General features: G+C 71.1%; 9 protein-coding genes. 2 read left to right on the forward strand and 7 right to left on the reverse strand.

Annotated elements, in window-relative coordinates:
• Window positions 1–23: 23 nt before the first annotated feature.
• The 5 genes from QRN44_RS04385 to QRN44_RS04405 form a co-directional block, all read right to left on the reverse strand.
• Window positions 24–821, reverse strand: coding sequence for an HAD family hydrolase (locus QRN44_RS04385; RefSeq protein WP_285038369.1), 798 nt, complete (start codon window positions 819–821; stop codon window positions 24–26).
• Window positions 818–2,080 (reverse strand): TIGR03364 family FAD-dependent oxidoreductase, encoded by a 1,263-nt coding sequence (locus QRN44_RS04390; protein WP_285038370.1) that lies wholly within the window; start codon window positions 2,078–2,080, stop codon window positions 818–820. Before QRN44_RS04390 ends, QRN44_RS04385 begins: the two co-directional genes overlap by 4 nt.
• The gene (phnE, locus tag QRN44_RS04395; RefSeq protein ID WP_285038371.1) at window positions 2,077–3,834 is read right to left on the reverse strand and encodes a phosphonate ABC transporter, permease protein PhnE; all 1,758 of its coding nucleotides are present in this window, start codon (window positions 3,832–3,834) and stop codon (window positions 2,077–2,079) included. The genes QRN44_RS04390 and phnE overlap by 4 nt, the downstream gene beginning before the upstream one ends.
• A complete protein-coding gene (gene phnC, locus QRN44_RS04400; RefSeq protein ID WP_079001426.1) occupies window positions 3,834–4,829 on the reverse strand; it encodes a phosphonate ABC transporter ATP-binding protein in 996 nt (331 codons plus the stop codon). Before phnC ends, phnE begins: the two co-directional genes overlap by 1 nt.
• A gap of 138 nt (window positions 4,830–4,967) precedes the next feature.
• Complete coding sequence (locus QRN44_RS04405; RefSeq protein WP_121291602.1) at window positions 4,968–5,888, reverse strand: phosphate/phosphite/phosphonate ABC transporter substrate-binding protein; 921 nt, start codon at window positions 5,886–5,888, stop codon at window positions 4,968–4,970.
• A gap of 262 nt (window positions 5,889–6,150) precedes the next feature.
• Between QRN44_RS04405 and QRN44_RS04410 the strand changes: the two genes are divergently transcribed.
• Both QRN44_RS04410 and QRN44_RS04415 read left to right on the forward strand, forming a co-directional pair.
• Window positions 6,151–7,296 (forward strand): alpha/beta hydrolase, encoded by a 1,146-nt coding sequence (locus QRN44_RS04410; RefSeq protein WP_285038374.1) that lies wholly within the window; start codon window positions 6,151–6,153, stop codon window positions 7,294–7,296.
• A gap of 58 nt (window positions 7,297–7,354) precedes the next feature.
• Window positions 7,355–8,785 carry an alanine--tRNA ligase-related protein gene (locus QRN44_RS04415; protein WP_285038376.1) on the forward strand — a complete coding sequence of 477 codons (1,431 nt, stop codon included), beginning with the start codon at window positions 7,355–7,357 and terminating at the stop codon, window positions 8,783–8,785.
• Between the two features lie 13 nt (window positions 8,786–8,798).
• Here the strand turns inward: QRN44_RS04415 and QRN44_RS04420 are convergent, their stop codons facing one another.
• Together QRN44_RS04420 and QRN44_RS04425 are read right to left on the reverse strand one after the other, a co-directional pair.
• On the reverse strand, window positions 8,799–10,850 hold the full coding sequence (locus QRN44_RS04420) for a bifunctional lysylphosphatidylglycerol flippase/synthetase MprF (protein ID WP_285038378.1): 2,052 nt from the start codon (window positions 10,848–10,850) through the stop codon (window positions 8,799–8,801).
• Window positions 10,851–10,904: 54 nt separating this feature from the next.
• Entirely contained in the window at window positions 10,905–12,500 is a 1,596-nt protein-coding gene (locus tag QRN44_RS04425; RefSeq protein WP_175116401.1) for a PucR family transcriptional regulator, read from the reverse strand.
• Between the last annotated feature and the right edge of the window lie 75 nt (window positions 12,501–12,575).

Genomic DNA, 12,575 nt, shown 5'->3' on the forward strand with positions numbered 1-12,575 from the left:
GTTCCCCCCGGTCGGTCGGTCGTTCAGTCGAGACCGAGGAGCGCGGGCAGCTCGGCGATGCTCGTGATGATCTCGTCGGCGCCCGCCGCGAGCAGCGTCTCCTCGTCGTGCGCTCCGGTGAGCACCCCGACGACGAGCCCGGCGCCGGCGTTCACCCCGGACAGCATGTCGCTTGCCGTGTCGCCGACGACGACGACGGTGTCGACGGCGCTCGCTCCGAACCGGAGGAGCGCCGTCAGCGGCAGGTCGGGCGCTGGACGCCCTCGGCCGGCGTCGGCGGGTGACAGGGCGTCGTCGGCGAGCTCGGACCACCCGAGGCTCGCGAGGAGTGCGTCGCGCGTCGCCGGGGCGAACCCGGTGGTGAACACGACCCCCACGCCGAGCTCGCGGAGCCGCCGCACCGTGTCCTCGGCTCCGGGGATCGCCTCGACGCGCCCCTCGCCGACGAGGCGCTCGTAGGCCGCTTCGAAGGTGGCGTTGCCGGAAGCGGCTCGAGCCTCGTCGCCGTCGGTCAGCATGAGGAACACGTCGAGCTTCGACTGGCCCATCGTGTCGCGGACGAGCTCGATGGCCGCGTCGAGCGCGTCCTCGGTGTCGATCCCGATCGTCTCGGCGGCGACGCGGAAGGCGTCCTCGACGACGCCGTCGTCCGAGACCGTCGTCCCCGCGAGGTCCAGGACCACCAGTTCGAGCAGGAGGTCGTCCTCGTGTGCGTCGTCGAACCCGTCCTCCAGCTCGTCGAGGTCGTCGAGGTCGGTCTCCACGTCGTCGAGGTCGGGCGCCGCGGTGCTGTCCTGCTGGGGTCGATCGATGCTGGTCACGAGAGGCCTTTCTGAAGGTGGGCTGATGCGGCACGGATGCTGGTCGGCTGCGCGGGCGAGAAGGTCGGGCCGAGGTGCTCGGCGACGGCCAGCTCGCCGAGCGCGGGTCCGGTCGTCATCCCGATGCCCGTCGTCGCGGCGACCACGCGGACGCCCGGGGTCGGTTCGTCGATGAGCAGCTCCTCCGGGGCGGTGGCGTAGACGCCCTGCCAGCGTTCGAGGACGTCGAGCCTCGTCCCGAACAGCGCGCTTCCTGCCCGGAGGAGTTCGTCGAAGGCGTGCTCGGACTGGAACGGGGAGACCGCCTCGCCGCGGCTGTGGGTGTCGCCGAGGATGATCGACCCGTCCGGCAGCTGGGTCGCCATGAGGTTGACGTCGAGCGAAGCGAGCCCGGGGTGGTCCTGCTGCAGTCGCTCGCGGAGTGCCGGGATGGCGGGCGAGTCGGCGAATCCCGCGTAGCGCAGGAGCGACCACCCGGTCAGGAGCGGCGCCGGCATCGGCATCGGGAGCTCGGCGCGCACCCGGACCATGTCGAGCGCGCATCGACGGACGACCGCCCGCTCGGCCAGCTCGGGGAGGAGCGTGTCGATGTCGTGGTTCACCGCGACCACGGCGAGGCCTGCGGCGATGACGCCGCGGCTGGTGTCGACGAAGCCGGAGCGCAGTCCGGTCACGGTCGTCCGGCGTCGGAACTCGACACCGCGGCGTTCCAGGTACGCCGTGACGGCGCCCAGCGCCTGGCGCGGGTTCACTTGGAGGTCGCGCGGCAGCCAGGCGCCGCCCACCACGTCGTCGGCGCTGATCGGCACCTGCTGCAGGAACTCGGCCGCGTCGTACAGGCGGACGTCGGCTGCGGCACCCGCCTGGGCACGGGACGCCGCGAAGTCCTCGAGGACGCGCAGCTCGTCGAGGTGCCGGGCGACCACGTGCGTGCCCGAACGCCGGACCCACAGCCCCGCGTCCTGCTCGAGTCGTTGCCAGATCTCGGCCGAACGCGCGGCGAGGCGCGAGGCGAGCCCGGCCTGCGGCGTCGCCGCCAGGTGGCCGAAGTTGCGGACCGACGCGCCCTGGGCTTCGGCCGAGCGTTCGACGACCACGACCTCGGCACCGGCGTCAACGGCGGCGAGCGCCGCCGACAGCCCGACGATGCCGGCTCCGACGATCACGACGTCGGCGCGATCGGCCGAAGCACCCAGCGAGCCGACGCCGAGGCCGACCCGCGCCGCCGACACCCCGCCGCTCATCCGTCGTCCGTTCACGAGAACACCCTCCGCATCCACATGGCGATGCCCTCGACGACGAGGACCACCGCGAGGATCATCAGCACGATGGCCGTGACCTGGTCGTAGTTCCCGCCCTGGTCCGCCTGGATCAGGTAGTAGCCGATGCCGCCTCCGCCGACGATGCCGAGCATGGTCGCGGCGCGGATGTTCGTGTCGAGCGTGTAGAAGGTGTGCCCGACCAGTGCGCGGGCCCCCTGCGGGAGGGTCGCGGCGGCGTAGACCTGCGGTCGGGTCGCACCGACGGCGATCAGCGCCCGTTCCGGTCCGGGCGCGACCTCCTCGAAGGAGTCGGCGATGAGCTTGCCGAGGAGGCCGATCCCGCAGATGCCGAGCGCGAGCGTCCCCGCCTGGGCACCGAGCCCGGTGACGACGATGAGCAGGATCGCGAGGATGAGCTCCGGGATGCCGCGGATGCCGACGAGCGCGAACCGGGCGCCGGTGCGGACACCACGGTTCGGGGCGACGTTCCGTGCGGCGAGGGACCCGATGACGATCGAGCAGACGAGGGCGATGAGGGTCGCCGCGAAGGCGATCGCGACGGTCTCGAACATCGCCTCGACCATCTGCTCCGTCGTGCGCATGCCGAACGACGGCGGCCAGAGACGGGCGAGGACGTCGGGCGCCTTCGCCCAGAACGTCACGAGGTCGCCCCACTGGATGTCCGACACGACGACGCCCCAGACCACGACCGCCACGGCGAGCCAGGCACCGACGGTGTCGCGGACGCGGGCCGGCGTCCAGGGGCGCTTCGCTGCAGCGGCGATCCGGGACTCGGCGCTCGGAGCAGCGGTCGTCCGACTGCTCCCATTCACCGCGCGACGCGCGTCCCGACCCGCAGCCACCCGACGCACGACGCGGTCACCGAGTCCGCGTCCGGTCGGCTGCACCCCGAGCATCACGGTGCGCACGGTGCTCGACACGATCTCCATGACGACGCACAGCGCGAAGATGACGATCGCGAATCCGATGCCGAGCGAGTAGTCGAGTGACTTGAACGCGAGCGACAGTTCACGGCCGAGGCCGAGGACGCCGACGTAGCCGAGGAGGACCGAACCGCGCAGGTTGATGTCGCCGCGGTGGAGGACCGTGGCCACCCAGGACGGGAGGACCTGCGGCAGGACGCCCGAGGTGAACTCCTGCAGCTTCGAGCCGCCGGCCGCCCGGATCGCGAGTCGCGGCCCTTCGTCGACCTGCTCGATCGCGTCCGCGAAGAGCTTCGAGATCATGCCGACGGAGTGCAGCCCGATCGCGATGATGCCGGGCAGTGAGCCGAGCGAGAACATGAGCACGAGGATCATCGCGATGACGACGTCCGGCACGGCACGGCTGAGCACGCCGATGAACCGACCGACTGCGCGCCAGGCCGGTCCCGGGGTCGTGTTGGCGGCTGCGAGGTACGCGACCGGGATCGAGAGCACCGCAGCGAGGACGGTGCCGGAGATCACGATCCCCAGGGTCAGGGCGGTGAGCGACAACAGTTCCCCGGCCGGCGGGAACGTGATCGTCCCCACCCGGTTGAAGAAGTTGACCGCGTTGCCCCAGCTCGCCACCATGTTCGGGATCGAGATCCCGACCTCGAGGAGCGAGTAGACCGAGAACGCGAGCAGCGCGACGAGCGTGAGCACGGCGGCGATCGTCTGCGGGCGGAGCCGACCGACCGGGACGGGTCCGGAGAGTCCGGGCGGGCGGTCGGCGGGCGGTGCCGTCTTCGCGGGCGCGGTGACGACCATCAGCGGGTCCTGCCAGGTCGACGGAGCTCGTCGGGCTCGCGGCCGTCGACATCGGCGTCGAACTCCCACTCCGGTTCGTCGGGGAGTTCGTCCTCGCCCACGCGCTCCTCGACGCCGAGCAGGCCGCGGAGGTCGTCGTCGGGGTCGCCGAGCAGCTCGTCGGTCTCCAACTCCACGGCGATCGCCTGCAGCTCACGGGTGCTCGTCGCGACCCGGCCGTAGATCTCCATCACCTCGGTCTTCGACAGGCCGTCGGTCGTGGTGTCGAGGACCACCTCGCCGTGCCGGAGACCGACGATACGGTCGCCCCAGGAGAGCGCGAGGTCGACCTGGTGCAGGCTGCACACGACGGTGAGTCCACGGTCGATCGCGATCTCGCGGATGAGGGCCATCACCTGCTCGCTCGACTCCGGGTCGAGGGAGGCGACGGGCTCGTCGGCGAGCAGGATCTCGGGGTCCTGCATGAGCGCTCTGGCGATGGCCACGCGCTGCTGCTGACCACCGGAGAGGGTGTCGGCGCGCTGGTAGGCGCGCTCCAGGAGGCCGACGCGGTCGAGGTGGCCGAGCGCCTTCATCTTCAGGTTGCGGCCGTAGCCGAGGATGCCGAGACGTGGTCCGCGGACGCCCGCCAGCGAACCGGTCAGGACGTTCTCGAGGACGGTGAGCGACGGGACCAGCTCGAACTGCTGGAAGACGAACCCGACGCGGGCGCGGAGCCGGCGCAGGGCGCGCTGCCCGAGGGCCGGCACCTCGTCGCCGAGGACCGAGACGGACCCGGCGGTGGGCCGCTCGAGACCGTCCAGGTGACGGAGGAGCGTCGACTTGCCGGATCCCGACAGGCCGAGGAGGACGACGATCTCACCGCGACGGATGTCGAGGTCGACGCGCTGCAGGGCGACCGTCCTGTCGAAGCGCTTCGTGACCCCGCGGAGACGCACGAGCGGTTCCGCTCCGTCGGGTGCGGTGTGACGCGCCTGCTGCTCGGTGACGCTCATGACTGCTGCCTCTCGTGAGGTTGGTGGTGATGCGGACGTCGAACCGCGACGGGCTCGGTGACCGGGAACCGGAGCACCGGTCACTGCCCTTCGACAAGCTCAGGAACCGCTTGTCGAAGGGCGGTGCCGGTGCTCAGATCAGGCCTGGCACTGCTTGGCGTCGGTCTTCTTGCAGATGTCGCGGATGGTGTCGTAGTACGCGTCGTCGACCGGCGAGGTGCCGTAGAAGGTCGCGCGGAAGGCGTCGCTGTCGGCGCTCTTCACGCCGGAGTCGATGATCTGGTCGATCGTGACCTCGGAGAGGGCCTTCTCGAGCTTCTCCTTCACGTCGGCGGGCAGGGAGTCGGACTCGACGATCGGCGCACCGGGGACCATCGTGCGGTCGATGACCTTCACGCCGTCGTTCTTCTCGACCTCGGAGTCCTCGGCGAAGCCCGCCTCGCACTCGACGCCCTCGGCGGTCTTCGTCACCGAGACGTCGTGCTTGCCGGCGAAGACCGGGGTGATGTCCTTCTCGGGGTCGATGCCGGCCTCGAGCAGGTTGTAGCTCGGGAAGAGGTACCCGGACGTCGAGGACGGGTCGACGAAGCAGACCTTCTTGCCCTTGAATTCCTCGATCTTGGTGATCGACGAGTCCTTCGGGACGATCGCCTCGGAGTAGTAGCCCGGCTCCTGCCCCTCGACGGTGATGATCGACGAGATCGGCGTGATCTTGGCCCCGTTGTTGAGCGCGGTCACGTAGGTGAACCCAGAGAAGGACGCGACGTCGATCTTGCCGGCGACGGCCGCCTCGATGAGGGCCGCGTAGTCGGTCGACTCGTGGTACTCGACCTTCTTGCCGGTCTCCTGGGCGATGTAGTCCATGAGCGGCTGGTAATTCGTCTGCGTGTCGACCGAGTCGGGGACGACGCCGAAGACGAGGGTCTGGTCGTCGACCGCGAAGGTCCCGGCCGCGGCTGAACCGGTGTCAGTGGCGCTGGCGCTCGAGCAGGCGGCCAGGCCGATCGAGAGGAGGGCGGCGGCGCCGAGCGCAGCGACGCGGGTGAGGGAGAGCTTCATGTGCTGGGACGTACCTTTCAGAAGGACCGATGCACCCGCCCGCTCCGCGCGTGGCTCCGGTGGAGCGGAACCGCGAGTGACCGACGCGGGCACTGCTGTGTGCCGTACGTGTGATCACGCTACGAGCGGCACCCGAACAGGGCCGGGCCTCCCGGTGAACAGGAGGTGAAGCCGCGCGGAAGGATCGATCGGGCAAGCCACGGTCGTCGTCTGCCGAGCCCGCCTAGACTGCTGGGATCCGCCCATCCGAGCAGCAAGGCAGGTGAGTCGTTTGCCTCTCGACCCGATCTTCGTCGAACGAGCGCGGACGCACCGCGCCTACCTCATCTCGACCGCACTCGAGCAGGCGAAGGCCTTCTTCCTGCGGCCGAAGACGACCACCGTCGCGCGCCCGAAGCCCGCTCCCGCCGCGGACCCGAAGGCGACCTCCCCGAAGGCCACCGGACCGAAGGCGAAGCCCTCGAGCCCGACGGCGAAGGCCACCACCGCCGCACCCCGCCGCAAGAAGACACGCGCACAGCACCGCAAGGCCGCGCGGAACTGGGACAAGAAGGAGCTCGCGACCGTCGGCGTCCCGGGCCCGGAGCTGCGCATCGAGGAGCACACGATCCCGGTCGCCGGCTTCCCCGACGTCCGGATCCGGCTCTATCACCCGCCCACGGCCGACGGAGACCAGGCGGTGCCCGCGGTCCTGTCCTTCTTCGGTGGGGCGTTCCGCATCGGCGGGATCGACTACCCGACGACCGACGCGGGGTTCCGTCGTCGGGCGGCCGACGCCGGCGTGGTCATCGCCGCCGTCGACTACGCGCTCGCTCCCGAGCACCGGTACCCGACCCAGCTGGAACAGGCCCACGCGGCGCTCGAGTGGCTGTTCGCCCAGGCCACGACGCTCGGGATCGACACGGGGCGGATCGCCGTCGCCGGGGTGTCCGCCGGCGGCAGCATCGCGGCGGCGCTCACGCTCGCGAACCGTGAACGCGGCCGGCTGCCCATCCGACTCCAGCTGCTCGAGGTGCCGGTCACGGACCTCACCGGCGGCCACATCGACCTCCGTCCTGTGCGGGAGATGGGCATCCCGAGGATCTTCGCGATCAAGGAGCTGCGCTCCGTGGCGAAGACCTACCTCCTGGACCGACGTCAGGCGAAGGAGCCGCACGCGTCGCCCCTCCTCGCCCGGTCGCACGCGGACCTCCCCCGCGCCGTGATCCTCACGGCCGAGTACGACCCCCTCCGCGGTGACGGTGCGGCCTACCTCGCCGCGCTCCGGGCCGACGGCGTCGACGCGAGCGGGACGATGTACCTGGGCGCGACGCACGACACCCCGATCTTCGGCGGCGTGCTCCCGGCGGCCCGCCGCTGGCACGACGACGTCGTGACCGCCCTGCGGTCACTCCACGACGCGGACTGAGTCGGGTCGCCGCGCCCAGCGGCTTCCCCTCGGACCGGAAAGCTGGAATCGTGTCGGCATGGACGCCCACGACATCCGGAACGCCTACCTCGACTTCCTCGAACGGAACGGCCACGCGTTGATCAAGCGGGCTCCGCTCGTCCCGCGCGGCGACACGAGCACCCTCTTCAACGGCAGCGGGATGCAGGCGCTCCTGCCGTTCCTCCTCGGTGAGGATCACCCCGACGGACGGCGGTTGACCGACAGCCAGCCGTGCGTGCGGGCCCAGGACATCGAGGACGTCGGCGACAACCGGCACACCACCTTCTTCGAGATGCTCGGCAACTGGTCGCTCGGCGACTACTTCAAGGAGACGCAGATCCGGCAGTTCTTCACCTTCCTGGTCGACGTCGTCGGACTGGATCCGGAGCGGATCTCCGTCACCTGCTTCATCGGCGATCCCGCGAACGGCATCCCGCGCGACGACGAGGCCGCCTCGATCTGGGCGTCGGTGTTCGCCGAGCGCGGCGTCTCCAACGGGATCGCGGAGATCGGCTCCCAGGCCGACGGCGACGCCCGCGGGGTGCGGCCCGGTGAGCGGATCTTCTTCTACGACGGCGGCGAGAACTGGTGGTCCCGCGGCGGGTCACTCGAGGGCACCCCGATCGGCGACCCGTGCGGCCCCGACAGTGAGGTGTTCTACGACTTCGGCCCCGAGTTTCAGGACCCGTCCTACGGCCTCGCGCATCCCGCGAGCGACGGCGGACGGTTCATGGAGATCGGCAACCAGGTGTTCATGCAGTACCGACGGCGCGAGGACGGCTCGTTCGAGGAACTCGCCAGACGCAACGTCGACTTCGGCGGCGGCCTCGAACGCATCGCCGCCGCGTCGATCGACTCCGACGACGTCTTCCGCATCTCGCTGCTCTGGCCCATCGTCGCGCGCCTCGAGGAGCTCACCGGGAGACGCTACGAGGATGAGACCGCTGCCATGCGCATCATCGCCGACCACCTCCGCGGGGCGACCTTCCTCGCGGTCGACGGTGTGCGTCCGTCGAACAAGGAGCAGGGCTACGTTATGCGACGACTGCTCCGACGGGCGATCAGGCTGGCGCTCTCGCTCGATCTGCACGAGAACTTCTTCGGCGAGATCGTGCCCGTCATCGCCGGGTTGTACGCCGACGACTACCCGGAGGTGGCCGCCGCCCGCGACGAGGTCGTCGCCGTCCTCGTCAAGGAGGAGCAGTCGTTCCGGCGCACGCTGGGCGCAGGGCTCCAGATGGTCCAGGGGTACGCCGGACGGGTCATGACGGGACACGACGTGTTCCGGCTGTCCGACACGAACGGCTTCCCGAAGGAGCTGACCATCGAGGAGGCCGGGCGCCTCGGCATCGAGGTCGCTTCCGACTGGGAGACGGAGTTCGCCGCCGCCCTCGCCGAGCAGCGAGCGCGGTCCCGCGGGGCGACACACCTCGGCGCAGCGGGACTCCCGGGCGGCGACACCGCCTGAGGGCCGGCCTCGCTCAGTCGCGCTTGAGCATGTCGATGCCGGCGCCGGCGAACTGCCGGAGGGTCGCGTCCGGCAGGAACGCACGGGTGAGCGCCGCCGCGATCCGCGTGAGGTCGCCCTCGTCGCGGTACAGGAGGTAGATCGGCTCCGATCGCGGGTTGAACTTCTGCTTGAACCGGTGGAGGGACGAGAAGCCGTACACGGGCTCCAGGATGCCGCTGAGCTGACCCAGCAGGTGCGCGATGCGGCCCTCGTCGTCCTCCACCCGGTGCGCGAGCGGCGCACCCGAGAGCGAGAGGATCTGCGCTCCCTCCTCGGCGAAGACCTTGGCCGAGGAGGCGATGAGGAACTCCATGACCGAACCGAAGCCCTCCTCGCGGCGCCGCATGAGGTCGAGCGTCCATCCGCGGTGCTCGCCGTCGGGGCCGAAGACCGGGAGCCAGCTGAGGAAGCCGTCGACGTCGCCGTCCGGCGAGATCGCGAGTGCCAGGCGGACCTCCGGGTCGTCGGCCTCCTGCAGGGTCCCGAGGGTGAACCGCATCTCCGGCAGCCCCTTGTCGCCGACCCAGCCCTCGGAGATGGCACGGATCTGCTGTCGGACGCCCCACGTCTCGGCGCCATAGGTGCTCATCCGGAAGACCATCCCCTCGCGCTCGGCCTTGTTGAGCGCCGTGCGGATGTTCGACCAGGCCTTGCCGGTGAACGCGAGACCGGGAAGGTCGACGATCGTGTCGTCCGCGATGATGAGGTCGCGCCATCCCTCGGGCATCGCGTCCTTCGTCCCCTGGCTGGAACTGAAGAAGCACGGGATGAGGGAGTCGCGCTCGGCCGCCTGGACGAACTCCGCGACGCTCGCCTGCAGGTGATCCGGTGGGCCGAGCGGGTCGGCCAGCACGATCGCGACACCGGCGTGCTTCTGGTAGGGCACGAGGCCCACCGAGGTGCGGAAGTACTCCATGCCGTCCCACGTGGCCATCCAGGAGAGCGAGCCGCCGCCTTCGGTCCGGATGAGCGCGCGGGCGTCGTCCGCCGACGGCAGGTCCTGCTGCTGCTTGCGCCCGACGCCGAGCTGTCGGCGTCGGTGGGATGAGAACGCGCTGCGGGTCGCGACGAGGTAGACGAGGAAGGCGAGCCAGAGCACCGACGTCGCCAGGAACACGTCGGTGTCGCCCCAGTCGATCGGGAGGTCGGCGGGATCGAGCGGCGACAGCGCCAGGTACAGGACCGCGACCAGAACGTTGAGGATCGCCCAGACGACGCTCAGCACCCACGCCCAGCGACGACCGAGCCGCAGGCCGTTGGCGACCAGGATGATCACGACCGTGTCGATCGCGACGTCGAGCCACGGGCCCTCCGCCGGAGCGGTCGGGCCGAACGGGCCGTTGGTCGGCACGAGCAGGGCGACGATCTGGACGACGCCGAGAGCCACGCTCGTCGTGAACGCGAGCAGTCGGCGCTCGCGCACACTGGCCCGCTGGATGCGGAAGGAACGGTTCACCGCGAGGACGAAGAGCACCGCGAAGGCGTGCTCGAGGTCCGCGAGCGACCCGATGAAGAGGACCCCGATCGCGGCGTAGGACGCGACGATGATCCAGCCCCGCTGCCGCCACGGAGAGGCGAAGAGCGACACGCACGCGGCGAAGCAGGCCATCGTCCCGCCGGAGGGACCGACGTCGAGCATCCCGGCGAGGCTCGTCGCCCACGGCCAGGGCAGTTGACTCGCGGCCCAGAGGAACCCGGCGGTGGCGAGGACGGCGACGAGCTGACCGGCGGCGAAGGTGATGAGCGCGGCCTTCGATCCCCGCCACCACTCCAGCAGGCCGACCCAGGCGAACCCGATCACCGCGAACACGTAGGCCCACGGCTCCACGACGAGGAACGTCCCGGTGACGGGAGTCCACCAGCGCCCGACCTCGAAGGCTGGCAGGCCGTAGGCGACCGCGTCCCACCACGGTTGCGCCGTCGTCGACTCCCAGAGGCCACGCTCGACGACACCCACGACGAGGACGACCAGCACCAGGGCGATCGTGACCGGCACCCGGGCGACCACCGTTCGGATCCTCATGCGCGCCGCCCCCTTCGTGGTTCCACGGAGCACACGCGCGCCGTGCGGTCGAGGCTACAGAACGGCCTCGCGGGACCGCAACGCATCCCCGTCCGGCAGGCTGGCCAGCGCGAGCCAGAGTTCGGCCCGAGCGGCGAAGGTGTCGAGCGGTCGCCCGAGCACCTGTTCCACCCGGGTGATGCGGTTGCGGAGCGTGTGTCGATGGATCCCGAGTCGCCGCGCGGCGGGCTCCCATTGGCCGTTCGCCTCGAGCCAGCCGCGGAGGCTCGGCACGAGGTCGGAGCCCTCCTCGCGGTCGACGCGGAGCGCGGGCTCGAGCAGTTCCTCGGCCACGGCGGCGGCGCGGACGGGGTCGAGCAACCCTGCCATCCCTGCCGCGGCGAGCGCCCCGAACCGCACGACGGCCTCGCCTGCGGAGACGGCGTGCTCGTGCGCGGAGACCGCCTGCTCGATCCCCGTCGGCAGATCGGCGAGCGCGAGGGATCGGGAGAGTCCGAGCCGCCGTGCGGGGGCCGCTGCGATCACCGCCTCGACCGCCCGATCGACGTCCGTCTCGGTGTCCCCTTCAGCCGCTGCGAGAAGCAGGACGGGCCGTCCGTCCTGCTCGGCGACGAAGAGCGAACCCGGACCGAGCGTCTCGGCCCGTTCCAGCTCGGTGAGGAGCGCCTCGCGCCCGTCGGTCGGCCCGGAGCAGACGCCGACACGAACCGCTCCGCTCGGCAACGGCGTGCCGAGCTGTTCGGCGACCTCGCGCGCCGCGGTGGTCTGTCCGGCGCGGAGCAGCTGCCAGACACCGGTGCGCAGCGAGCGCCCCGCCCGTCCGAGTGCGCCGCCCTGCTCGAGGGTGAGCCCGGCGATGGCGACGACCGAGGTCACGACGCTCTGGGCCGCGGCGTCCAACGGGCCGTCGGTCCCGGCGATGGCGAGCACGCCCCGGAGGTCGCCGCGTCGGCCGAGGGTCTGCAGCGACACCGTCCGCGTGCGGCTCGCGAGCGTCGCCCCCGAACGCTGTCCGCGGCTCAGGAGCATGGTGGCCTCGCCGGCCACCCGCTCCAGGAGGCGCTCGGCCTCGGGAGCGGCGGTGGGCCCGTCGCCCGCGATCGCCACCGGGGTCGCGTGCGCGTCGAAGAGCACGACCCAGGCGCCGAGGGACCGCGCGAGTTCGGTCACGACGGCGACCGTCGCGTCGGGGCGGAGCGCGGCGAACGCGATCGCGCGCTGGGCGCCCAGTGCCCAGGCGTCCCTCGCCCGAGCCGCCTCGGTGAGGAGGTCGGCCGCGTACCGGATGACGGCGATGAACGGCGTGCGGTACGGGACCTCGACGAGCGGCATCCCGTGCGCCGCGCAGGCCTCGGCGAGTTCCGGCGGTGTCCCGGCCGTGATCACCTCGGTACCGAACCCCAGTCCGGCGACACCGGCGTCGGCGAGGCGGGCGACGTACGCCTCGACCTGCGTCGTCGACACGGCGGTCCCGAACTGCGTGCCCGTCGTGAGCAGCACCTGGTCGGCGAGGAGGAAGGGCGTGGGGTCCGGCAGGTCCGACCCGGAGACCCAGGCGACCTGGCGGTCGAGGGCGCCCTCGGTTCCTGCCACCACGAGCTTCAGGCCGAGCGCACGGTGGTCGAGGAGGTCCTGCAGCGTCGGTGCCATGGCGCGAGTCTACGCAGGGATGCCGGATCGTCCAACTGAAGCCGCTGGTATGGACAGACTGTCGAATGTACCGAT

Origin of the sequence: Plantibacter sp. lyk4-40-MEA-4 (assembly GCF_030209415.1) — a bacterium.
Classification (GTDB): Bacteria; Actinomycetota; Actinomycetes; order Actinomycetales; family Microbacteriaceae; genus Plantibacter; species Plantibacter flavus_A.